This is a genomic window from Psychrobacter immobilis, assembly GCF_003148585.1.
In the GTDB taxonomy this organism is placed as follows: domain Bacteria; phylum Pseudomonadota; class Gammaproteobacteria; order Pseudomonadales; family Moraxellaceae; genus Psychrobacter; species Psychrobacter immobilis.
Genome location: NZ_QGGM01000004.1, coordinates 208,477 through 231,491 on the forward strand (window position 1 = coordinate 208,477; position 23,015 = coordinate 231,491).

Here is a 23,015-nt window from a genome sequence, read left to right on the forward strand (position 1 = left end):
CGCTCATCAATGACATAAGGTCATATCATGTCAGCATCTATACAAGACCACGTATCTCAAACAGTCCAGTCGCAAGCAAAGCAGCTCAAAACAAGCAATGACATCAATGATATCGCACTCAGTCAAGGGCGCTTTATCAGTTTTGAAGGTACTGAGGGCGTAGGCAAAACGACTGCCATTGAGCAGCTGTGCACACGCTTAGACGATAACAATATTGCGTATCTGCGTACCCGTGAGCCGGGTGGTAGCCCGTTTGCAGAACGTTTACGCGCTATATTGTTGGACCCTGCGACCGACATCAATGATGATACAGAGCTATTGCTACTATTTGCGGCGCGCTGCGATCATATGCAGCAGGTGATTTTGCCAGCGCTACAACGTGGGACGTGGGTAATATGCGATCGTTTTACCGATTCTACTATTGCTTATCAAGGCTTTGGGCGCGCACATGGCGATGCGGTGGTACGAGCCAAAATTGAATCACTTATCGAGCAGTTTGTGCCGCAACTACCTGAGCTGACATTGTGGCTGGATTTGCCCGTATTAGAAGGCATGGCACGCGCTAATAAACGTAGCGCCGCTGATAGATTTGAGCAGCAAGTGACCGAATTTTTTACTTGGGTACATAAAGGCTTTAACACGCTGGCGACTCAGCATCCCGAACGGATACAGCGCATTGACGCATCAGGCACAGCCGATGAGGTGAGCGCGCGAGTATGGCAGGCGGTACAAGGCAGATTTGATGTTTCGTAACGGATTTTATACAGCCATCACCTAGCCAAATAAAAAGCCCCAACATTGCGTTGAGGCTTTTGTGTTTTATAAACTGTTATATTCTATAAAGTATCAAAACAGTCATCAAGATATTGTCAAAACTGTGTTAAAACAAAGCTGTGGCAACGATTATTTATCCTGTTTATTCACCGCTTTATTATCTGAAATTTCTTGAACATTGTCTTTGTTAATGTTGTCTTTAGTAATATCGCCATCAGAGCTTGCATTGGTTGTATTATCTTGACCAGAGTCGGGTAGACGATTTGGATCAAGCGCGCCCTTCTTAGTTTTAGGTGCGTTGCCATTACCATTCGTACTACTGTTGTTAGACACCTTATTTTTAGGAATTGCCTTCGAAGTCGCTGTCGAGTTGGCTGATATGACGCCTTTATTAACGACGTCAATAGACTTATCTTTTGACGTTATTACTTTGTCATTCAAGGTGTCTGGCGTGGTTTTAGTTCCAGCACTGCTGCTTGAATGGTTTGATACCTCAGTATCTGCATTTTGCTCAGCGACTCTCTGCTCAGCAATTATTTCTTTAGCGCTGTCGCTATCAGTGGCAGTGGATTGTTCTGTTGCATCAACACTATCATCGCTCAGCTCTTTTTCTTTACGCTTTTCAGGTGCTTTTGAGCTGGACTCAAAGTTAGCATCAGCTGCCAGTCGCGCCTGCTCTTGTTTAGGTGTCACGTCGACAGGTTTTGGCTGTACTTCATCTTCCACTACCAGTGAGATGAGCTTGCGATCGCGTGGTACGATACCATCAAACTTATCGGTAATGACGTGTAGCTTGCCTTCTTTGTCGATTGTATACAGCGGCACGAATTGCTTATTGTCGGCTTTGTATTGCTCAAAGCTGTAGCTGTCGGTGATGTTGGTAATCTTGATACGGGCTTTTTTTGACAGCATGCTGGCAAGTTTGGTGTAGGTGACGTCTTTGCCAAACAGCCACTGCGAGTGGAAGTTACCTTGCTTATCATCGCGCTCGCTTTTGACCTTTTCGTCGCTGAACTTGAGACGGTACAATTTGCGCTCACCAAATTCATGACGATAATGAATCTCAGATAAGGTATTCATCTCTTTGTCCATACTCATGGCAAACAGACGACCGATACCGATCAGGTCAAGATGATGATCGGCGTGATCAGAGATAGGATTGCCAAAATAAGTACGCAGACCGCTCATGCGTGCGCGGGCAATATTGGTATAGTTGTTGTGTGCGACGATGACATCAAAGCCCTGATCTTTTAGAGAAGTTGCTACCAAAAGGGCAATGGGATTTGAGCCGACGATAAGAATGCCATTGGTCTCAGGCTCACGGACACCCAGCAAGTTGCCGACTATTTTTGCCCCCAAGCCCTGAATCATAACCGTGCCAATAATGACCATGAATACTAAGGGCACGAGCAGTTCAACACCTTGGATATCGTACTCTTGCAGACGAATAGCAAACAGTGATGAGATAGCTGCAGCGACGATACCACGTGGCCCAATCCAACTAATCATCAACTTTTCATTGGTCTTTAAGTTTGAGCCAATAGACGATGCCCAAACGGATAAGGGTCGCGCCACAAACATGACGATAGCAAGTAACACCAGACCTGCGAAACCAACGCTAAGTAAGCTTTCCAGCTCTACACGTGCTGCAAGGATAATAAACAGCACAGAGATAAGAAGGATGGTTAAAGATTCATTAAACTCTAAAATCGTATCGCGTGGGAATTTTGGCCAATTCGCCAATGCTACGCCCAATACGGTGACTGTCAATAGCCCAGACTCATGCTCTAAATGGTTCGATACTGAAAATAACACCAAGACAAAGGCGAGCGTAAAGACATTGCGTAAAAATTCAGGAATCATATGCCGACGCATCAAGAAGGCAAGCAGCCAAGCGCCTGCCATACCCATCGCTGTCGCTAATACCACGATTTTGGCAAACAATAAGATACTGCTGGCTTCGCCGCCTGAGATGATGTATTCATAGACCAAAACCACGGCAATAGCACCGATTGGGTCAATGATGATACCTTCCCATTTGAGGATATTAGAGATGGTCTTATTGGGACGCACACTACGTAATAGCGGCATAATCACCGTTGGACCCGTGACGCACACGAGCGCACCGAACAGCAAAGCAATCAGTGGATCGACATCGAATAAGAGATAAGTCGATAACGCAACGATAGCAATGGTGATAAGTACACCGACCGACACCAGCATTTGCACCACGGTGCCATGCTGTTTAATCTCGTCAAACTCTAACGTCAGCGAGCCTTCAAATAGGATAATCGCCACGCCCAAAGAGATGAAGGGGAACATCAGCTCCCCCAGCACCAAGTCAGGATCGAAGACTCCCAGCACTGGGCCCACGATAATGCCAATCAGTAATAAAAATAAAATGGACGGTTGCTTTAAATACCAAGCCAACCATTGGGCAGCAATGCCGATCCCAACCACGCCAGATAATAATAGGGCGGTATCCATAAATTGATCCTTTTATAATCTTGTCGTATTTTATAGCTATCAACCGCTTTTTTAGAGTAGCGGCTGCCAGTAGTATAGTAATAAGTTGACGCTACTCGCTATAGAGACACATCTCTATAAAACGTAAGCGACGACAATGGTATCCATCATGAATCACAACATGAGCCAGATATGATATAACTACTATAGAGTAGTAAAGACAAAAGCATTACTAGAAAAAATCGTCAATCTCATATAAATCGCATATGGCATCAAGCTCGCTCAGTCTATTATTGATAGTACTGTCACGCGACTTTTTTATCCATTTATCTTGAATCGACCATCGCATTATTCTAGTAATGCAAAAGATGAACAATAAGGGTGATAATAGCCAGCTTTATAAAACAATAGTCAATAATGATTATTTATAGACTTTAGTTTGCTTAAAAAGTTATTTGGCTTGCTATCATAACATGCTTTTATTTCATGCTGAGCAAGGCCGTATCTAGCACGATATCAGTAGGCAGCGATAAAAATATACAATAACTGGGTCAAATAATTGCGCCTTGGGTTATCCTACATAATTGAAATAATGACAAAACAGCACGATGACTTATCATACAGTAGCCGTCTTTATCATGCACCTAGCGAGGATTATCATTGTTTTGGGGTTTTTATATAAGGAAAGGCGAATGGTCGATGGCATAAGGGTATAAAAAACAGTAACCTAATAAACGACTAGATAGCGACTAAAAAGGTTGGCCGTCATAACATTCAGTGCCGATGCAACGTTTGTCATATACGGACTTGGTTAAAATTAAAATATCGTATACACGTCACTAGCGATAGTAGCCAAAACATAACCATTAAAAATAACAACGATTACTTATATGGAGGACAACATGCCTATCAATATGCTTACAGCGCAATCTAAGTTTTATGTGCCGCATTGGTTAAAACGTAGTGCGCTGGTGCTTGCTGTCAGTACCTCGATGGTTACTGGCGTCACTGCCACCGCCATGGCAAGCGCTCAAGCTGTCGTCACCACGGCAGATTTTTCTGACTTAGTACAGCAAGTTACCCCAGCCGTTGCCCGCGTAAATGTCACCAAGACCGTCAGCGAGGCTGAGCTTGCCAAAGCCCAAACAGCCGAATTGTTACGGCAGTTCTTTGGTGATCGTTTACGTATTCCTGATCAGGCTGCCACGCCAGCGATTGAGCATGCTTATGGCACGGCCTTTTTTGTCACAGCCGATGGTTATATGCTGACCAACCATCATGTGGTGGAGGGCGCTGATAAAATCACTGTCACTCTTAACGATAGAACGGAGCTTGATGCAACCTTGATTGGTAGTGATGAGCGCTCTGATGTGGCTGTACTAAAAGTCTCGGGCAACCAATTTCCTGCTTTGCCTATCGGCGACTCAAATGCTCTGAAAGTAGGGGAACCAGTACTAGCCATTGGTTCGCCATTTGGTTTTGATTACTCAGCATCGGCGGGCATTGTCAGTGCTAAATCACGCAGTTTTTCACGCGATACCAGCGTGCCATTTATCCAAACAGACGTGGCATTGAACCCTGGTAACTCAGGCGGTCCACTATTTAATCAGCGCGGTGAAGTGATTGGTATTAATTCGCGTATCTTTAGTGGTACTGGTGGTTACATGGGTCTGTCGTTTTCCATTCCGATTGATGCGGCGATGGATATTTACGAGCAGCTAAAAACCGATGGCGAAGTGGTACGTGCTTATTTAGGTATTTATCCGCAGGACATCGATCGCAATTTAGCAGAAGCTTATAATCTAGATCGTCCTCAAGGTGCGCTACTGACAAGGGTATCACCAGACTCACCTGCACAAAAAGCTGGTCTAAAACCTGGCGATATCATTTTGCAATATAATGAAGTGCAAATTATGCGCGCCTCAGATTTATTAAACTTGCTCAATCGTGCCAAACCGAGCGATAGCTTCCGCGCACAGATTCAGCGTAATGGTAAGCAGATGACCATCAGCGGCAAACTCACTTATGCGCCCAATGATGTGAGAGCACAAGGCGGCGATCAGCAGAATGATGAGGTGCAGTTAGGCTTGCGTTTACGTAACTTGACCGCTGATGAGCAAGCAGAAATCGCAGTGGATAATAAGACAGGTATTTTGGTCACCACAGTTGACCCAACGGGATTGGCGGCGCGCTCAGGTCTGTTGGCAGGTGATGTGATTACCAATTTTCACCAAAAGCCAATTAAAAAGGTCACAGATTTTTCAAGCGCGATTTCATCATTGCCCAAAAAAGGCGTAGTGACCATTGAAATTATCCGCCAAGGTATTCCCGCGATTATTGGTTTACGTATTGAGTAAGCTTTGATAGCTTAGTAGGGGTAATGGGTAATGGGTAATGGGTAATGGGTAATGGGTAATGGGTAATGGGTAGTCGGGGCAGCAACTGAGCATGGCATAACAGGCGCGTCAATAATTCTACTTGTCTATGATAGAGCTCGACCCCTATAATGGCTGATTTTTTAACCATGACTTAAAATAATCTAACATTGTCACTAACTTATTCATGGAGCGATTTATTTATCGCTCTATACGTTCTAATATAGGGTAAGCCAGTTGCTCGGCTCATACTCTCTCGTAACCATCAGGTAATTATGACTGACCATGCTCTTTATATCCTAAGTATCTCTACGACAGCAGTATTGCTTGCGTATATTATACTGTGGTCAGGATTACAAACGTTCAATGCCAATCCTACCAAACGTTTTATGCGTATTTGGTTTAAATTGGCACTATATTATGCTGCCTATACTATGCCCGTTTGGGCTTTGCTGTTGGTGATAGGTTGGTCGCAAGACATGCTGCCGATACTAGCGCAGCTATCACTACCACTCGTGCTAGTGGCTGTATTTGCAATGGGGTTCTATTTTTATACCGTGGTGATACAACCCAATCGTTTACGTTTAGATCATCATGCAATCGACTTAGATTTATCCACACCGTTGACGGTTGCCGTATTGGCTGATTTACGCATAGGCTTGTATAGCGGCAAGCCGCGTCATATCCGTAAACTGGTTGCTACCATCAATGCGTTACCAGCAGATGCGGTGCTGATTACGGGCGACTGGTTGTATTATCCAAGTGCTGATTTAGTGGGTCAGCTCATGTTGTTTAAAGGGGTTAATAAGCCTATTTATACAGTGATGAGTACCTCAGACTTGCGTTATCAATCGATTAATACGACCAAGCAAGGACAGCCGCTATTAGAAGATACGTTGTCCAGTGCCTTTGATGTACTCGATATTAGCTATATCGGTCAGCAGTGTACGTCGCTGCCACTCAAATGTACTGGGGCTACTAATGCGCTTCCAGTAATGCCCAGTGCGAGTTATTCTAAAAATAATAAAGAGGGTTTTAGACAGCAAAATTTGGAAAATAGCCCAACCGTCGCCGTGCTTTGCGGCTGGCAAGATGTTCCTAAACAGTTTGCTGATATTGAAGAGGCAAATGCGTCTGATAAAGCCGCGCTTGGTGCTGAAATTGCTAATACCACGAAGCCCGTCATCATCTTGGCTTCACGATTTGATAGTATTAGCGATTTGCCAAAATCCTTGCAGCCACGACCACTATTGATTACTGGGGCGGCAAAGGCGATTCAAAAAAATATATGGTTGGCACAAAAACAAAAATATATTGCACGTAGTAGTGAGCAGTCAACCCTGTTGAATAATAGCCGCATGGGCAAGCAGCGGGGTTTATACCAACATGGCAGTGCGCAGATATTTGTCAGTAGCGGTATTGGCACACGAGGGCTGCCTTTTCGCTTGTATCGCCCCACTATCGATGTGTTGACGATTCGTTAACATGACTCAAAAGACTTATCAGTGCTGATTCATTGCGCTAAACTGAGAGTTGAATAATAAGGCTACTGGTTTGTAGGTTGTAATGGCATGTCAGCAATTCAATTGATTGAACGTTAATTGATTGATAGCGGTCAAATCAAAATATGCTACACTAGCAGGCGTTTTTATTATTCTATTTTTAGCACTAAATAAGCGTTGTCGGTCATTGGCAAAAATAAAGCTAAGACGGCTTTGAGCATCTATATTGCGAACGCTTTTATCATAGAAAAAGATTGATCATAAAAAATACTCAGCATTAATATCAAGCAAGATATTGCCAATGGCGCCTATGAATGTACACAATATGAGTACAGGCGTAGATGTAATCATTGACACTTGCCAACGACCTATCATGTGACAGCTTTGAAAAAAGCTAGGATAATACAGTAAGGCACGGTTATGAGCACAGCATACGACGAGATCAAAACCCGACTACAAGGCTCAATGGTAGCCTTGGTAACGCCCATGCATCCTGACGGCACGGTCGATTATAAACGTCTGGCGGATCTCATAGATTGGCAGATTGAGCAAGGCACGCATTGTCTCGTTGCCGTTGGTACTACTGGCGAGTCAGCGACCCTATCTATGCAAGAGCACAGCGATGTTATTCGCTACTTTGTTCAGCATGTCAAAGGTCGTGTACCAGTGATTGCTGGAACAGGTGCCAATAATACGATGGAAGCCATTAAGCTGACCCAAGATGCTGCCGACGCTGGTGCAGATTGTGCATTATTGGTTGCGCCTTATTATAACAAGCCGCCACAAGAAGGCTTATACCAACATTATAAGGCTATCGCGCGCGCGGTAAATATCCCGCAGATGCTTTACAATGTGCCAGGACGTACGGTCGTTGATATTGCACAAGAGACCGTAGAACGTCTGGCTGATATCGATAATATCGTCGCAATTAAAGATGCCACAGGCTCTATTGCTCGCGGTGAGCAATTGATCAAAGCAGTGGGCGATAGAATCGTCGTGCTATCTGGCGATGACAGTACGGCGCTTGATTTGATGACATTTGGTGGTAAAGGTAATATCTCAGTCACTGCCAACGTCGCCCCGAAAGCGATGAGCGAGACTTTTACAGCGGCGCTTCGTGGTGATTTTGATGCGGCTCATAAAGTACATGATGTGGTCAAGCATTTACACCGTGACTTGTTCATTGAGTCAAGTCCTATCCCAGCAAAATATGCGCTTCATAAAATGGGTATGATAGATACTGGTATTCGTCTGCCTTTGGTATGGTTGGCTGAACAACATCATGCCACTATTGATGACGCCTTGGTGCGTGCGAACTTATTATAAAATGATGCGTGTAAATGCTAACTCAGAGAGATAATATGATGAAAACATCATCACCGACTGCAAAAATATTCCCTGCGCTGCTGACCTTAATATTGGGAAGTACTTTAGTATTGAGCGGTTGCCAAAGTGCTAAAAACTTACTTAGTAAGCGTGACAATGGTAGCTTAGAATATCAGCAAAGCAAGAAGCTTGTGCCAATAGAGCTGCCTGCTAACAAAGAACCAGCGCCTTTTGTACCTTTGTATGCAACTCCTAATGCTGGTGCAAATACGCTGAAATTACAGAACGAATCAGGTAATCAGTACCAGCTACCGAAGCCTGAGCGCGCTGTCAGTAGTCCTTCGAATTAAAGCTATTCCCTTATTTATACCGCTGACATTTTACAGTGATTAATGTAAATATTATTCATTCTGTCATACAAAAATCAGCGGTCGCTGCGCGTTTTTACCACATAAGCTTGAACGAACAGGAATTCCCATAATGCAAAAGCAACAACTGCTGTATAAAGGCAAAGCCAAATCTGTCTATGAAACTGAAGATAATGATCTTTTGATTCTACATTTCCGTGATGATACTTCAGCGCTTGATGGCAAGCGTATTGAACAGTTAGCCCGCAAAGGCGTCGTCAATAATCGTTTTAATGCTTTCATCATGCAAAAATTGGCTGATGCTGGTATCGAAACGCATTTTGAAAAGCAATTGTCTGAAGATGAAGTATTGGTCAAGCGTTTGGATATGATTCCGGTTGAGTGCGTGGTGCGTAACTTTGCTGCGGGCAGTTTGGTGCGTCGTTTAGGCTTAGAAGAAGGGCAAGCATTGACGCCACCTACTTATGAGCTGTTTTATAAAGATGATGCGCTGGGTGATCCAATGGTCAATGAGTCACTTGCTGTGTCTCTTGGCTGGGCAACCGAAGCACAACTGGCAAGAATGGAAGAGCTGACTCATCAAGTAAATGAAGTGTTAAAGGCGTTATTCGAAGCAGGTGATTTGATACTGGTTGATTTCAAACTAGAATTTGGTGTGTTCCATGACCGTATCGTCTTAGGGGATGAGTTTTCACCAGATGGCTGCCGTATTTGGGACAAGACGACTAAGAAGAAGCTGGATAAAGACCGCTTCCGTCAATCATTAGGCGATGTCATTGAAGCTTATGAAGAAGTGGCTAACCGTATTGGTGTGCCATTAAGCTAGATGTTTGATTGGCACTGCACTGCAGGTCAATCTTTAGCGTAAAAAAAACTGAGCCATGTGCTCAGTTTTTTTGTGATTTTAAATTAATCTTCGTGTTTATCTTACGACTAATAATATAAAGGCTTTGACCTAAAGGTAGTCGTTATTATCAAATATGGCTATTCTGAATAGCTCCACTGCTATTTGATTTACTTCATTATTATCTAAAGATAAGAACAACCTCTTTATTAAAATAGTTAATGTTGGAGTTATAGGATTTATTATAAAAACAAGAGTCCTAAACCAATCACAACACCACTGACAATCAGCACGATGACACAAAAACCCATGATATCTTTGGCTTTTAGACCTGCGATCGCCAGTGCTGGTAATGCCCAAAATGGCTGAATCATATTTGTCCAAGCATCACCCCATGCTACAGCCATAGCAACTCGTGACGGATCACTACCCAACATTTCCGCCGCTTCTAACATGATTGGTGCTTGTACTGCCCATTGTCCACCACCTGAAGGAACAAAAAAGTTGACGAGTCCTGCACTGAGGAAAGCAAAAAGTGGTAGCGTCTCCGCTGTTGAAACGTTGACAAACGCTTCTGACATCACACCTGCCAACCCCGAAGCTGTCATCATTCCCATAATGCCTGCATAAAAAGGAAATTGGACGATGATAGCGCCTGCACCTTTAACCGCTTCTTGAACTGCAATCAAATACTTGCGAGGTGTACCGTGAAATATAATACCAAGAAACAAGAACATAAAGTTAACCAAGTCGAGCGTTAGAGCAAAACCGTTCTGTGCGAAATAATACACGATAAAGGCGATGCCCAATACGCCAATGACCATTGATAAAATCCAGCTGTTTTCTAAGCGTTCTGCTGGTGTCATATCCGATTTGGCTGGCAGATCCTCAGGGATAGGATCTACTAGAAGTTTTGGATCTACCGTAATCGTATCTTCTTTTTTTGGCATCATCAGACGGTTTAATAAAGGGACGATAATAACCAATGCTGCGACGATAATTAGGTTATAGCTAGCAAAGATGGTCGCACTTGTTGGAATAACACCGATTTTATCAACGAAGGGATGGCCTGCTGTTGCAATGGATAATGGAATCGACCCAGAGAATCCGGCATGCCAAATGATAAATCCAGAATAGGCGCTGGCAATCAATAAACGGTAATCGACATTTTCGACACGCTTCGCCAGCTCTTTGGCAAATAATGCCCCAATGACCAAGCCAAATCCCCAATTAATCCAGCTTGCTGCAAGCGATACTAAGGTGACCAGTATAATCGCACTACCTGGCGAGCTTGCGAAACTGGCAAGTTTACCCAGCCCTTTTTTAAATATGGGGCTGCTTGCTAATACAAAACCAGTTACTAGCACCAACACCATTTGCATTGAGAATGCCAGCAAAGCCCAGAAGCCTTCACCCCAAAACGCCACCATCTGTACCGGTGAAGAGTCGGTTAAACCTAAGCCCATTACAAAAATAACCAAGGTTAAAATAATGACGAACAGAAATGGATCTGGTAAATATTTTTCCATCAAGCTATTCGAGAAGCGTGTAATCCCTTTCATTTTTTGACTTCCTTTTTGTCTAAGTTTACGTTTCATTCCTCATTCCAATGTTACCTCATTCTTCCTTTTTTATGCTTATTCATTCAGCAGAAATCATCTTTTTGAATGCTATATCGACCTTGCAAGGTTTGTTTAAACATTCCTTAAACACTGTGTGCCATACCTTTTCTTAATTTTATGATAACTTATTAATTATTCAATGATATAAAAGCATAAAAGGTCATTACTAATGTCAACGTCTCAAACTTCCACGGCGCAGCCTACTATTTTAGCGCCATCATGGTTTACTCGACCAACCTGTGTGGTCGCTGCTGACTTAATAGGTAAAGTGCTGTGTAGAAAGCTGTTAGATACGGATGGCACGCCTAAAATACTACGTATGCGTATCTCAGAAACCGAAGCTTACATCGGTGCGGGCGATCCCGCTTGTCATTCACATGCTGGCAGTCGAACGCCGCGCACTGAAATCATGTATGAGCAAGGTGGTGTTTTTTACGTGTATTTGACTTATGGCGTCCATCATATGCTCAATTTAATCAGTGGTGCTATCGACTCCCCTGAGTCGGTGCTGATACGTGCGGGGTTTTTAGCAGAAGATAGTGGCCGCTTGCGAGATGAGCAATTATTGAGCTTAGATCAACAACTGATTCATCCCAAGCAGTTCGCTGGTCCCGGTAAGCTGACCAAGCGTTTACAAATCGACCGTGACTTGTATGGCAAATCCATTCATCCAGCATCAGCCGTTTGGATAGAAGACGACGGTTGCAAGCCGCCAGTATCGCTGCGTCCACGGATTGGCATTGATTATGCGGGCGAGGCAAAAGAGTGGTTATTACGCTACATTTGGACAGACCATCCTTCGTTATCCAAAAAATAGTAAGATTGATAGTTGATGGCTGTTTTTCTAAATAGACTGGAAGGAAGTAATACATGTATAAACTGACCGTTTTTATTCCAGATACAGCATTAGAGCAGGTCAAGTCCGCTTTATTTTCGGCGGGCGCTGGGACGATTGGCAATTATGAACAGTGCTGTTGGCAAGTGCAGGGGACAGGGCAATTTATGCCACTGGCAGGCAGTAATCCGAATATTGGAGCACATGATCGACTGGAAACCGTTGAGGAATGGCGGGTAGAAATGGTAGTGGCTGATGCTGATATTATACAGGTCGTCGAGGCGTTAAAGCAGGCGCATCCTTATGAAACGCCTGCCTATAATGTGATTGAAGTATTAGACTTTTAGGGTTAGCTATCAATCCTCTTTGATCTTAATCACGTTATAACTCGGATAGCCAAGCTCGATTTTGTAATCTTCACTGCCGCGTTTGGCTTTTACTTTTATTTTACTGTCACCTTTTTTGTATTTGACGTCTTTGACTCGATAACCCATATTGCTGACTTTATTGGCAGCCCTTTGCTCGATAGCAGGCTGATAAAGCTCTTTATCAATGGAGTTGATGGTCTTCTTGTGCTTTTTGTAGACCTTACTGTCTTTATAAACATCTTCGTAAAGGTCGCCGTAAGCATTATAACCAGGTGCGGTGACACAGCCAGTCGTTATCGTCAGCAACACTGCAATCATACTGGCGCTAGTAGTGGTTTTTAATAAAGTATGGTGGTTCATCAAATCCTCTTATGATGTCAAAAATATTTTTGCTTCTTTTATAAAAAAGGGTCAAATAAACCAAGGGCTGGCTTATTTGACCGAAGGCATCAAGTAAGAAACGATGCCAAAACTTTATTTAATAGCTTTATTTTGCTACTCTCATTTTTAATGCGCTTAAATATAGTCGGTTCAATATAATTTAGATTCAAGGAAGGCAAGCGAAAGTACTATAAGTAGTAGACTAAGCGAGCCTGATACCGTATCTGATTTATATAGGATTGACTATAACTATCAATTGAATGGAGGACATGCCCTAGTCTTTTTCAATCTTAATCACATTTAAGTTTGGGTAACCAAGTCGTATTTCATACTCTTGTGAGCCGCGCTTGGCTTCAATCTCGAACACGCCGCGTCCGTTCTTTTCTTCCAACTCAATGTCGTTGACCCGATAGCCCATGCCTTGTATTTTATTGATCGCACGTTGCTTAATTGCTGGATAACGCGAGTCTCTTTTAATGTTATCTTCGATATCATCATTTTTATAGTGCTTATTATTCTTATGCTTGCCATTATTTTTATATTTGTCTTTGTTGTAATGGTCTTTGTCATATCTATCGTCTTGCCAAACATTAGACCAAGCTTTTTTATTTGAGCTAATAAGTTTTAGATCAGGATACGTGTATTTTAGCTCGTATGCTTGGTTGTTCTTTTTGGCATAAGCGGTCATTATGCGATTGCCACGGTAGTTATCGGATTTGATATCCATAACCTGATAGCCTTTACGGCGCAGATCAGCGCGTAGCTTTTGACTAATACGGTTATAGTCAGCGTTACCATAATCATCATTACCACCATATACTGGGTAATTATCATACCCTGAACCGACGACGGCACACCCAACTGTAGTACCCAATAATGTAACCGCAAGACCAGTAGATATAATGGTCTTAATTGAGAAAGGCTTTAGAATTTTCATGATCCAACATCCTATAATATTTTTAAATTACCCGTCGCATCATTGCTGGTGATAGCCGAGCACGTATGCACTCTATAAATTTTTCATATAATCGTATTCATAACTTACTGGCAAATTGATTATTACCATCGTCATTACCATTAGGCGCTTTGAAATATTTTCTTACATTATCTATCATAATGTACGAAGCTTGATGATAAGTGTCTTTTGCGTTAATAAGTTGTAATCAGGGTAACGAATATGAATCATGTAAGCATATGCTTACACGAAATGACGCTTACGCGACTTAACATCAGGTTAGGAATTAGGCATTATAGTCACACGGCATTAGGGAATGTGACTCAAGGATTGAGTTAACCGCATTAAGGATAATGATTCACTTATTAGCATCAGGATGATAATGATAAGTGGAGTAAGGACACATACCCTTTGCTGCTATCAGTAGTTAATGCTGGTAGTTGTAGTAAAAAGGGCAGGATGCCCAGTATCACAATATACTGAATATTATGCAAGGATGCATGGGAAACAGTAGTGATAGGTAACATGGATGGTTAACAATAAAACCGCATAACAGTTAATTGCTATGCGGTTTTATCGTGTCTGGACTTTGAGTTTTATCTCTTAAAATTATGTGATATAGATCAAGTTGGTGATAAGTCCAGCATAAAAAAACCGCATTAGAAACTAATACGGTTTTTGTTTAAATAATCTGCTTATAAAATTTTTATCTTCATGCTTCTTACAAGCATGATTATCTACTAGTATTTATGTTCAGTACGCCATGCGTCTACTTCACGTTCAGCATCATCTTTGCTATGACCATAACGTTCTTGAACTTTTCCGACCAATTTATCACGGCTACCTTCAACGTGTAATAAATCATCATCAGTAAGATCAGCCCATTTTTGCTTTACTGAGCCTTTTATTTGGTTCCATTCACCTTTTAGAGTATGTTCGTTCATTTTTATGTTCCTTCTTTTATTATAAAGTTGGTTATTGAGACAATTATTCCATCTGTCTTTAATCGACATTTTACTCAGCTGCTATCAGTACTTATGAATCAGTTAACTGGTGATATCTAATATAAGTGCTCACCATCGCCATGTCTGTATATGCAATGTTGAGAGTGTTGCTCCATTATTGAAATCTGCACAGCTATGTTATGCAGCGTCCATTTGTGTAATGAATGAAGTGTTTTATCAGTGACATACGTAAAGAGAAACAACAAGTCTGGCAATGATTTATAAAAAATGACGTCATCACACGCTGTAAATATAGGAATAAAAAAAGTAGCTGTCATCATAAATATGGCGGCTATTTTTTATGATTGTTTTAGGATGGGTTAAAACGAATCATCAAGAATGAGTAAGGTTAAATATTTAGTGATAGACTTCTTGTTTAAATGACTATAGCCTTATAGTTGAAATGACAATTGTTTTATAGATTAAGTTGGGGCAGATTGATAGTGAATGTACTTAACAGCGTAAGTGCTAAAAAACCGGAAACAAAACGCGAGCTGGCAAAGGCGAAAACGCGTCATACGTTACTCAAAAGTGCCTTGCAGCTGTATAGCGTAGAGGGCGCTCTTGGTATGAGCATGAATAAAATCGCGAAAGGCGCAGGTATTGCTCAGCCAAGTTTTTATAATCATTTTTATAGTTTAGATGCGTTGCAGCAGGTGTTAAGCAAGCAACTTAAAGACAACTATTTATCGCCGATGCGCATGGCATGGGTAAATATGCTTAAAGACTATCCAACGCTGTCTAAAGAGGATTTCAATGATCGTTGTCAGGAATGCCTAACATTGATTTTTGATGCCGCCTTTCAAAACATCACTTTATTTCAACGTTTGCTCGAAGACAGTCTGCGCTTTGATTCAAACATAGAACGTAACGGGTTGGGAAGTCTAATCATAGAGATAAGAGACGAGTGGACCAAAATATTTATAGCAGGGTTGCAGTCAGCCGAGTGCTCTTTTGATAGATTTGAGGTTAATCTCTGTGTTGATGTCGCTGCCGCCCAAGTACATGAATTGATATTGGGCTGTCATCAGCAGCGTTATTCACGGCAGCAAGCTATTGAGATATTGTGCAAAAACTTTGATGGCGTCTTTAGCCATTTTTTCACCAAAGACAAGCGCAGAGTAGATGGCTAGTTATTTAGCTTATTAATTTTTAGTAATGCTTAGCTTTAACTAATGCTCAATAGTTTCAAGATGAGCAAATTTAGCAACCATATTAAACTTATAAAACGGAATTTATATAGTGAAAGCGCTATAGTCGATTCAATTTAAAAGTAGTACAAGGCAACCGAGTGTAGATGTCTATTTAATACTTCAAACGAGATTAACGCAGTAATACTTTTATAGTGGAATGACTATAGTAAAAAATAACAGGGAGCGCGACCATGGCTAGTGAAAAGAGTCACACGGATGAACAAACACATTTTAGAACCTGCAATTTATGCGAAGCAATGTGCGGTATTGAAATAAAGCACGATGGAGCAAAGGTATTATCGATTAAAGGCGATAAAGATGATCCATTTTCTAAAGGGTATATTTGTCCAAAAGCGACTGCTTTGCAAGACTTGCATGAAGACAGTGATCGCCTGAGTCATCCCGTTGAGAGAACCGCTAACGGTTGGAAAGAGATTGGCTGGGCTGAAGCTCTCGATAAGGTTGCCGCCGGTATTCAGTCGGTACAGAAAAAACATGGTCAAAACGCTTTCGGTATTTATCTAGGCAATCCTAATGTCCATAATTTGGGCGGCATGTTAACTATTAAGCATCTATTAACCAGTATCAAGACGCGCAGTCGCTTTTCTGCGACTTCCATCGACCAGTTGCCGCATCACATTGTTAGCATGCATCTGTTCGGGCATATGCTGCGCATCCCTGTGCCTGACGTCAATCGTACTCAATATATGCTCATCATTGGTGGCAATCCGCTAGCGTCTAACGGCAGTATTATGACCGCACCAAATATGCGTCAAAAACTAAAAGATATCAAAGCGCGTGATGGTAAAGTGGTAGTCATTGATCCAAGACGCACCGAAACGGCAGATATTGCTAGCGAGCATCATTTTATCCGCCCAGCGACCGATGTTTTGCTCTTGCTTGCCATGCTCAATGAAATTTATCTCCAAGGATATGCGGATAAGCCACATGCTAAAAATAGTAGAGCGGCGGCGCTCGTGCCAGAGATTGCACGCATTGCAGACTTTGCAAAAGACTATAGCGCCGAGTCCGTTGCTGAGATTACTGGCATTGCGGCAAAAGAGATTAAACGACTGGTCAAAGAGTTTTGTGAAGCCGAAAGCTCGGTCTGTTATGGGCGCATGGGCGTCTCGGTGCAAGAGTTTGGCTTACTGAGTCAATATCTAATCATGCTGATTAATATTGTCACAGGTCGTTTGGATGAAGTGGGTGGTCTGATGTTCCCCAATCCTGCGGTCGACGTGGTCAATAACTCAGGCCCAGGTTATTTAGGTAAGCGCCATAGCCGCGTGAGTAACTTGCCTGATTTTAATGGCGATTATCCCGTCGTGGCAATGGCGGATGAGATGTTGGTAGAAGGGGCGGGGCAGTTAAAAGGCTTTATGACTGTCGCGGGCAACCCTGTACTCAGCACGCCAAATGGTGAAAAGTTAGATACGGCTTTTGCCAACTTAGACTTTATGGTCGCTATTGACTACTTTGTCACAGAAACCAGCCGTCATGCGCATATCATTTTGCCACCGGTATCGCCGCTAGAGCGCGATCATTATGACGTCACCTTTAACAATTTTGCCGTCCATAACGTTGCCAAATATTCAGAGGCATTGTTTGCTAAGCAAAGAAGCGCCAAGCATGACTGGCAAATTTACTTAGAGCTGGCGAAACGCTTGGATAAAAAAGCCGCCCTTGCAACCAAAGTTGAACGCCTAATAATAAAAGTTTTGGGTCCGAAATTTGTGCTTAATCAAGGTCTAAAACGTGGGCCTTATAAGGGTCTCAATCTAAAGCAATTGAAGGAAAATCCGCATGGAATTGATTTGGGATCGCTCAAAACTATGCTGCCACAAGCGTTAAAACACAAAGATAAGCAGATTCATCTCAATGTTGATTTTTATCAAGCAGATTTAGAGCGCGTACAGGAGATGATGCAGGACTATGATGACAAGCAAATTCTATTGATTGGTCGTCGTCATGTACGCAGTAATAATTCGTGGCTACACAACAGCTATCGCTTGGTAAAAGGTAAGCCGCGCTGTACTTTGATGCTGCATCCTGAAACAGCGAAAGAGTACGGTATTGAGGATGGTCAAAACGTAAAAGTAACGTCGCGTGTGGGTAGTGTGACGATCGTAGCAGAAGTGACGGATGAGCTGATGCCCAAAGTGGTGAGTATCCCCCATGGTTGGGGTCACGGCCGTAAAGGGGTAAGACAAAAAATCGCTCAAGCGCATGCGGGCGTCAGTGTCAATGATTTGACGGACGATACCTTAATCGATCAGCTAAGTGGCAATGCGGCAGTCAATGGTGTACCAGTACAATTGGAAGCAATCGCGCCAGAAGCGACTGATTTGGAGACGGCTGATTCTGACGTTGATTTCGATATGAAATCAGGGAGCGCTGCATAAAATAGTTCTAGAATAAAAGTCTTCCATATAAAGAAAAAAGGCGCTGACTTATATTGGTAGCGCCTTTTTTACGTTTCTTATTCTTACGTTACTAGGCCAACAAAATCAAAATCGACTGGCGGCGTCTCACCTTGTATCAATAAGCTGATAGCCTGCGCCGAACCGCAAGCATGCGTCCAGCCAAGCGTACCATGACCCGTATTAAGCCATAAATTATCAAAACTAGCATCCACATTATGACTGCCATGACGGACTTGACCTCTGTGCGCGCGCCCAATTAACGGCACATTAGAAGGTGTCATCGGACGCAGCCCTGTCCAGTATTGTACAGAATTGGCGATGATACCTTTGGGAAATAACTGCTGCACACGGCGGGTAATGGCTGCACAGCGGGTGCTATTTAAATCCAAATTGTAGCCGTTAAATTCTGCTGTTCCAGCGACGCGTAGCTTGTCGCCAAGGCGTGATGTCACCAGCTTAAACTCATCATCAATGAGACTGACAAAGGGTGCCAGATGCGGGGCGCGAGGGTTGATTTGATAAGTGGCCGAGTAGCCTTTAGCAGGGAAAATAGGTAGATGAATATGCAGCGGTTTCATGAGCGATACGCTATAGCTGCCCAATGCCAGTACATGGCTGTCTGCACTAAAGGTTTGCGCGTTTTCTCCCTTAGGTTGAATGGTAATACTATGCACATGCGGGCGCGCAGAATAGTCGTCAGTGTTTAACGCCAGAATCTCGGTATCGTATAAAAACTTAACGCCAGCCTCGATGCAGCGCTCGGCTAAGCGTTGGGTAAATAAATGGGCATTACCCGATTCATCACGGCTGGTATAAGTCGCACCTTTTAGCTTATGAGCAATAGGGTAAAGCGCAGGCTCTAAGTTAACGGCATTATTGATATCGATGACATGACGCTCACAGCCTAACTCTTGCATGCGCTCCGTTGGCGCAATGGCGGCATCAAATTCCGCTTGATTGGTATAAAAATGCATAATACCGCGCGTTTGCTGCTCGTAATCAATATCAATATCAGCACGCAGCTGTTGTAGTGCATCTCGTGAATACAAGCCTAAACGTACCATTTGTACCAGATTGGCATCGGCTCTATCTGCACGGCATTCTTGCAAAAACTGCATCGCCCACTTAAGCTGCGCCTTATCAGCACGCAAGCGATACAGCAGCGGTGCATCCTCGCGAAACAGCCATTTAAGCGCTTTCATAGGAGCCGCAGGATTGGCCCAAGGGGTTGCGTGCGAGACAGATATTTGACCACCATTGGCAAATGAGGTCTGCATACCGGCAGCTGGCTCACGCTCAATGACGGTCACATCGTAGCCTGCTTGGCGAAGATACCATGCGGTGGTCACGCCCACCACACCCGCTCCGAGTACCGCAATATGGGTCATAGATTACTCTGCTGCTTTTTTAGTAAAAATGTTTTGACGAGTGCTGCTTATTACGCGTCACTCATCATATCGCACTATTTTTGGCGCGCAACATCGGCTTGCAGCGCTTGCGGTAAGTCTAATATAGTAAGCTCACTATCGGCTAAATGCTCTGGACGGGCAACGACCAATGCTTTAAAACCATTACCATTAATAGTGTCATCGGCAATCGCATTAACCACCTGAATTTTTTCTAGCTTGTCACCGGCTGCTGGCACGTCACCTGCGCCGCTGACATAATGTAAAAACGCTTTTGGCGCTGCCTTAAAATAAATACGGGCAATCACTTCTTGACCAAGATAGCAGCCTTTATCATAGTCCATACCGCCGCGCTGATGCAGACGCAGCTCTTGTGGCTGAAACAGACCTTGGGTTGCAGCAACTATCCAATAGTTGCCAATGGCAAGACTCTCTTGCATCCACGCTTGGGTATCGGTTGGCTTATTGTGGTCTTCTTGATGGCTAAAGGTTGGCACGTCATCAAGCACGCAAGGATAAATGGGCGCGGGCGCACTGGTGTCAAATTTTGAAAAGGCACCGAACTTTTTTAAATGGGCTTGAAAAGCCTCAGCGCAATCGGCACTGATAACCACATCATAATGCTTTTCAGCTTGTTTTTTTATCCATAAACCAAAATCAATGCGACCTTTTAAATTGCTAAGCGCCGTTGCTTGATAACTGAGTCCGAGCTTGGTGACATCAGAGGTTAGCTGACCCTGCAAGAATTTTTCTGCATCTTCACCTTGAATCGTTAGTTGAACAAATTGTGGCAATGTTGATGAGAGGGTCGATACGTTTGATTGAGTCATTATTATTATCCTATTCATAAGTCGCTATCGTTATCAGTAGCCATAGCCTCAGATATTGTGGTGAATACTGAGTTGTTAAAGTAATTGCTAAAGTAAATATTGAGGTTTTTACCATCTAAAGATATATGGCCATCAAACCAAATTTAGTTAAAGCAGAGTACCACAAAACACTGTGTGATAAAAAACGTCCGCTGTAAGACATGAGCGAATCTATCAATTAGTCACAGCACCGCATTTACGAGCGAAGCGATTGGTTAAAGCTGGCGAGTTACGGTACAATGTTAGCTCTAGAATACACCCAATTTATCACGGCTGACGAGGAAATTATGAGCTTACCCAATTGCCCAAAATGCGATGCTGAATATACGTACGAAGATGGTGCGTTACTGGTATGTCCCATGTGTGCTCATGAATGGACTGCGGCTGAAACCGATGCGGCACAAGCTGAAGAGCAAGACGCGGTCATTCGTGATGCGGTCGGTAATGAGCTGCAAGATGGCGATACCGTCACCGTGATTAAAGACTTAAAAGTCAAAGGTTCATCGATTGTTATTAAAGTCGGTACTAAAGCAAAAGGTATTCGCCTGCTGCCCGATGCCTCTGATGGTCATGATATTGACTGTAAACTTGATGGTTTTGGCCCAATGAAGCTTAAATCATCTGTTGTTAAAAAAGCATAAATTATTAAATGTGCTTTAAAAATCTGCTAAGCATTAACAACAAGCCGCAAAGTTATTTTTAATAAAATAAGACAGAACCAATATTAAAGAAATAATAAGTAGAGAATAATGATGAGCACTAAAAACGAACAGCTATTTGCGCAAGCCCGAAAACATATTCCTGGCGGCGTAAACTCGCCAGTCCGTGCCTTTGCTGGTGTCGGTGGCACGCCTATTTTTATGCACCGTGCTAACGGCAGCAAAATTTATGATACCGAAGACAATGCTTATATCGATTATGTCGGCTCTTGGGGCCCAATGATTTTGGGACACGCACACCCTAAAGTGATTGATGCGGTCAAAAAAGCCGCTGATGATGGTTTAAGTTTTGGTACGCCTACACCGTTTGAAACAACCGTTGCAGATAAGATTTGCGAAATCGTTCCTAGTGTGGAGATGATTCGTATGACTAGCTCAGGTACAGAAGCGACCATGAGTGCGATTCGCTTGGCACGTGGTTATACCCAACGTGACAAAATCGTTAAATTTGAAGGTTGCTATCATGGGCACTCAGACAGCTTATTGGTAAAAGCAGGTTCGGGCATGCTTGATATCGGTGAGCCAACCTCAAAAGGCGTGCCAGCAGATTTTGCCAAGCATACGATTACGATTCCTTATAATGACCCACAAGCGATTAAAGATTGCTTTGAGAAATGGGGCGAAGAAGTCGCTTGCGTGATCTTAGAGCCGATCGCCGGCAACATGAATATGGTCATTCCAACCCAAGAATTCCATGATACGTTGCGTGCAGAGTGTACTGCCAACGGTTCAGTGCTGATCTTTGATGAAGTGATGACCGGCTTTCGCGTTGGACTTGGCGGTGCACAAGCACATTTCGGCATTGATCCTGATTTGACGTGCTTTGGCAAAATCATCGGTGCAGGTCTGCCAGTTGGTGCTTTCGGTGGTAAAAAAGAAGTGATGTCTTGTATCGCACCACTTGGCGGTGTCTACCAAGCTGGTACGTTATCAGGAAACCCACTCGCGATGCGTGCGGGTATTGCGATGTTTGAAGACTTAACCGTAGATGGTTTTTATGCTGAGTTAGCAGCGAAAGTTGATCGTCTAGTAGATGGTTTTCAAGCAGCGGCTGACAAACACGGCATCAACATGCGTACCAATAAATTGGGCGGTATGTTTGGCATGTTCTTTGTTAAAAACAATGAAACTGACACGCCAAAGAACTTCGATGACGTGACAGAGTGCGATATGACGGTGTTTAACACGTTCTTCCATGGCATGTTGGATCGCGGTATTTATCTGGCACCCTCTGCTTATGAAGCAGGCTTTATGTCAATTAAACACAGCAATGAAGATATTGATGCGTCGATTAAAGCCGCTGACGAGATTTTTGCAGAAATGGCAAAAGCGTAACTGTTTGTTCAGGACCTTATTTATTCAGGACCTTGTTTATTTAAGACCTTGTTTATTTAAGACCTGTTTAAAATGTATGTACTTACAAGAACCAGTATGAGAAATCATGCTGGTTTTTTTTGTGTCCAATATTTATCCTTTTGTGATTTTTAGGTGTAATGGACAAAATTCATGCTATTTGAGTGACTTTGATAGTAGAAAGTCTTTAATAAACCGTAACTTACGCCTCTCATTTAGCCCATGATGA

19 protein-coding genes are annotated in these 23,015 nt (G+C 43.0%); 12 read left to right on the forward strand and 7 right to left on the reverse strand.

Annotated features, from left to right (window positions below; all coding sequences use genetic code 11):
* Nucleotides 1-27 precede the first annotated feature (27 nt).
* Nucleotides 28-753, forward strand: a complete 726-nt coding sequence (gene tmk, locus C8D84_RS05690; RefSeq protein WP_109590709.1) for a dTMP kinase — start codon at nt 28-30, stop codon at nt 751-753.
* A gap of 150 nt (nt 754-903) precedes the next feature.
* On the opposite strand, the gene C8D84_RS05695 is transcribed toward tmk, so the two are convergent.
* A complete protein-coding gene (locus C8D84_RS05695; protein ID WP_228244482.1) occupies nt 904-3,261 on the reverse strand; it encodes a cation:proton antiporter in 2,358 nt (785 codons plus the stop codon).
* A gap of 971 nt (nt 3,262-4,232) precedes the next feature.
* Between C8D84_RS05695 and C8D84_RS05700 the strand changes: the two genes are divergently transcribed.
* From C8D84_RS05700 to purC, 5 genes are all read left to right on the forward strand, one after another.
* Complete coding sequence (locus C8D84_RS05700; RefSeq protein ID WP_406947495.1) at nt 4,233-5,597, forward strand: Do family serine endopeptidase; 1,365 nt, start codon at nt 4,233-4,235, stop codon at nt 5,595-5,597.
* A 293-nt stretch (nt 5,598-5,890) separates the two neighbouring features.
* Entirely contained in the window at nt 5,891-7,099 is a 1,209-nt protein-coding gene (locus tag C8D84_RS05710; protein ID WP_109590715.1) for a metallophosphoesterase family protein, read from the forward strand.
* Nucleotides 7,100-7,537: 438 nt separating this feature from the next.
* The gene (gene dapA / locus C8D84_RS05715; protein ID WP_109590717.1) at nt 7,538-8,443 is read left to right on the forward strand and encodes a 4-hydroxy-tetrahydrodipicolinate synthase; all 906 of its coding nucleotides are present in this window, start codon (nt 7,538-7,540) and stop codon (nt 8,441-8,443) included.
* Between the two features lie 35 nt (nt 8,444-8,478).
* Nucleotides 8,479-8,793: a hypothetical protein gene (locus tag C8D84_RS05720; RefSeq protein WP_227676039.1), complete on the forward strand. Its 315-nt coding sequence runs from the start codon at nt 8,479-8,481 to the stop codon at nt 8,791-8,793.
* A 130-nt stretch (nt 8,794-8,923) separates the two neighbouring features.
* Nucleotides 8,924-9,637, forward strand: coding sequence for a phosphoribosylaminoimidazolesuccinocarboxamide synthase (purC, locus tag C8D84_RS05725; RefSeq protein ID WP_109590721.1), 714 nt, complete (start codon nt 8,924-8,926; stop codon nt 9,635-9,637).
* 260 nt (nt 9,638-9,897) lie between these two features.
* On the opposite strand, the gene C8D84_RS05730 is transcribed toward purC, so the two are convergent.
* The gene (locus C8D84_RS05730; RefSeq protein ID WP_060490252.1) at nt 9,898-11,217 is read right to left on the reverse strand and encodes a short-chain fatty acid transporter; all 1,320 of its coding nucleotides are present in this window, start codon (nt 11,215-11,217) and stop codon (nt 9,898-9,900) included.
* A gap of 229 nt (nt 11,218-11,446) precedes the next feature.
* Between C8D84_RS05730 and C8D84_RS05735 the strand changes: the two genes are divergently transcribed.
* Nucleotides 11,447-12,094 (forward strand): DNA-3-methyladenine glycosylase, encoded by a 648-nt coding sequence (locus C8D84_RS05735; protein WP_109590723.1) that lies wholly within the window; start codon nt 11,447-11,449, stop codon nt 12,092-12,094.
* A gap of 53 nt (nt 12,095-12,147) precedes the next feature.
* On the forward strand, nt 12,148-12,459 hold the full coding sequence (locus C8D84_RS05740; RefSeq protein ID WP_109590725.1) for an NGG1p interacting factor NIF3: 312 nt from the start codon (nt 12,148-12,150) through the stop codon (nt 12,457-12,459).
* A gap of 9 nt (nt 12,460-12,468) precedes the next feature.
* Here the strand turns inward: C8D84_RS05740 and C8D84_RS05745 are convergent, their stop codons facing one another.
* The 3 genes from C8D84_RS05745 to C8D84_RS05755 all read right to left on the reverse strand — a co-directional run bounded on the left by C8D84_RS05745 (nt 12,469) and on the right by C8D84_RS05755 (nt 14,760).
* Entirely contained in the window at nt 12,469-12,840 is a 372-nt protein-coding gene (locus C8D84_RS05745) for a hypothetical protein (protein ID WP_109590727.1), read from the reverse strand.
* A gap of 295 nt (nt 12,841-13,135) precedes the next feature.
* Complete coding sequence (locus tag C8D84_RS05750) at nt 13,136-13,798, reverse strand: PepSY domain-containing protein (protein WP_109590728.1); 663 nt, start codon at nt 13,796-13,798, stop codon at nt 13,136-13,138.
* 758 nt (nt 13,799-14,556) lie between these two features.
* Entirely contained in the window at nt 14,557-14,760 is a 204-nt protein-coding gene (locus C8D84_RS05755) for a CsbD family protein (RefSeq protein WP_045443240.1), read from the reverse strand.
* 503 nt (nt 14,761-15,263) lie between these two features.
* Here C8D84_RS05755 and C8D84_RS05760 point away from each other — a divergent pair.
* Nucleotides 15,264-15,953 carry a TetR/AcrR family transcriptional regulator gene (locus tag C8D84_RS05760; RefSeq protein ID WP_170108277.1) on the forward strand — a complete coding sequence of 230 codons (690 nt, stop codon included), beginning with the start codon at nt 15,264-15,266 and terminating at the stop codon, nt 15,951-15,953.
* A 251-nt stretch (nt 15,954-16,204) separates the two neighbouring features.
* The gene (locus tag C8D84_RS05765; RefSeq protein WP_109590732.1) at nt 16,205-18,418 is read left to right on the forward strand and encodes a molybdopterin oxidoreductase family protein; all 2,214 of its coding nucleotides are present in this window, start codon (nt 16,205-16,207) and stop codon (nt 18,416-18,418) included.
* Nucleotides 18,419-18,501: 83 nt separating this feature from the next.
* Here the strand turns inward: C8D84_RS05765 and C8D84_RS05770 are convergent, their stop codons facing one another.
* Together C8D84_RS05770 and ygfZ are read right to left on the reverse strand one after the other, a co-directional pair.
* On the reverse strand, nt 18,502-19,827 hold the full coding sequence (locus C8D84_RS05770) for a D-amino acid dehydrogenase (protein ID WP_109590734.1): 1,326 nt from the start codon (nt 19,825-19,827) through the stop codon (nt 18,502-18,504).
* Between the two features lie 74 nt (nt 19,828-19,901).
* A complete protein-coding gene (gene ygfZ, locus C8D84_RS05775) occupies nt 19,902-20,675 on the reverse strand; it encodes a CAF17-like 4Fe-4S cluster assembly/insertion protein YgfZ (protein ID WP_109590736.1) in 774 nt (257 codons plus the stop codon).
* 326 nt (nt 20,676-21,001) lie between these two features.
* Between ygfZ and C8D84_RS05780 the strand changes: the two genes are divergently transcribed.
* The gene (locus C8D84_RS05780; RefSeq protein ID WP_055123598.1) at nt 21,002-21,355 is read left to right on the forward strand and encodes a zinc ribbon domain-containing protein YjdM; all 354 of its coding nucleotides are present in this window, start codon (nt 21,002-21,004) and stop codon (nt 21,353-21,355) included.
* Nucleotides 21,356-21,466: 111 nt separating this feature from the next.
* Complete coding sequence (gene hemL / locus C8D84_RS05785; protein WP_109590738.1) at nt 21,467-22,768, forward strand: glutamate-1-semialdehyde 2,1-aminomutase; 1,302 nt, start codon at nt 21,467-21,469, stop codon at nt 22,766-22,768.
* The last annotated feature ends 247 nt before the right edge of the window (nt 22,769-23,015 follow it).

Excerpts from the sequence above, each read along its gene's own strand:
- tmk (WP_109590709.1), top strand. The coding sequence starts at position 28 with ATGTCAGCATCTATACAAGACCACGTATCTCAAACAGTCCAGTCGCAA.
- C8D84_RS05695 (WP_228244482.1), bottom strand. The coding sequence starts at position 3,261 with ATGGATACCGCCCTATTATTATCTGGCGTGGTTGGGATCGGCATTGCT.
- C8D84_RS05700 (WP_406947495.1), top strand. The coding sequence starts at position 4,233 with ATGGTTACTGGCGTCACTGCCACCGCCATGGCAAGCGCTCAAGCTGTC.
- C8D84_RS05710 (WP_109590715.1), top strand. The coding sequence starts at position 5,891 with ATGACTGACCATGCTCTTTATATCCTAAGTATCTCTACGACAGCAGTA.
- dapA (WP_109590717.1), top strand. The coding sequence starts at position 7,538 with ATGAGCACAGCATACGACGAGATCAAAACCCGACTACAAGGCTCAATG.
- C8D84_RS05720 (WP_227676039.1), top strand. The coding sequence starts at position 8,479 with ATGATGAAAACATCATCACCGACTGCAAAAATATTCCCTGCGCTGCTG.
- purC (WP_109590721.1), top strand. The coding sequence starts at position 8,924 with ATGCAAAAGCAACAACTGCTGTATAAAGGCAAAGCCAAATCTGTCTAT.
- C8D84_RS05730 (WP_060490252.1), bottom strand. The coding sequence starts at position 11,217 with ATGAAAGGGATTACACGCTTCTCGAATAGCTTGATGGAAAAATATTTA.
- C8D84_RS05735 (WP_109590723.1), top strand. The coding sequence starts at position 11,447 with ATGTCAACGTCTCAAACTTCCACGGCGCAGCCTACTATTTTAGCGCCA.
- C8D84_RS05740 (WP_109590725.1), top strand. The coding sequence starts at position 12,148 with ATGTATAAACTGACCGTTTTTATTCCAGATACAGCATTAGAGCAGGTC.
- C8D84_RS05745 (WP_109590727.1), bottom strand. The coding sequence starts at position 12,840 with ATGAACCACCATACTTTATTAAAAACCACTACTAGCGCCAGTATGATT.
- C8D84_RS05750 (WP_109590728.1), bottom strand. The coding sequence starts at position 13,798 with ATGAAAATTCTAAAGCCTTTCTCAATTAAGACCATTATATCTACTGGT.
- C8D84_RS05755 (WP_045443240.1), bottom strand. The coding sequence starts at position 14,760 with ATGAACGAACATACTCTAAAAGGTGAATGGAACCAAATAAAAGGCTCA.
- C8D84_RS05765 (WP_109590732.1), top strand. The coding sequence starts at position 16,205 with ATGGCTAGTGAAAAGAGTCACACGGATGAACAAACACATTTTAGAACC.
- C8D84_RS05770 (WP_109590734.1), bottom strand. The coding sequence starts at position 19,827 with ATGACCCATATTGCGGTACTCGGAGCGGGTGTGGTGGGCGTGACCACC.
- ygfZ (WP_109590736.1), bottom strand. The coding sequence starts at position 20,675 with ATGACTCAATCAAACGTATCGACCCTCTCATCAACATTGCCACAATTT.
- C8D84_RS05780 (WP_055123598.1), top strand. The coding sequence starts at position 21,002 with ATGAGCTTACCCAATTGCCCAAAATGCGATGCTGAATATACGTACGAA.
- hemL (WP_109590738.1), top strand. The coding sequence starts at position 21,467 with ATGAGCACTAAAAACGAACAGCTATTTGCGCAAGCCCGAAAACATATT.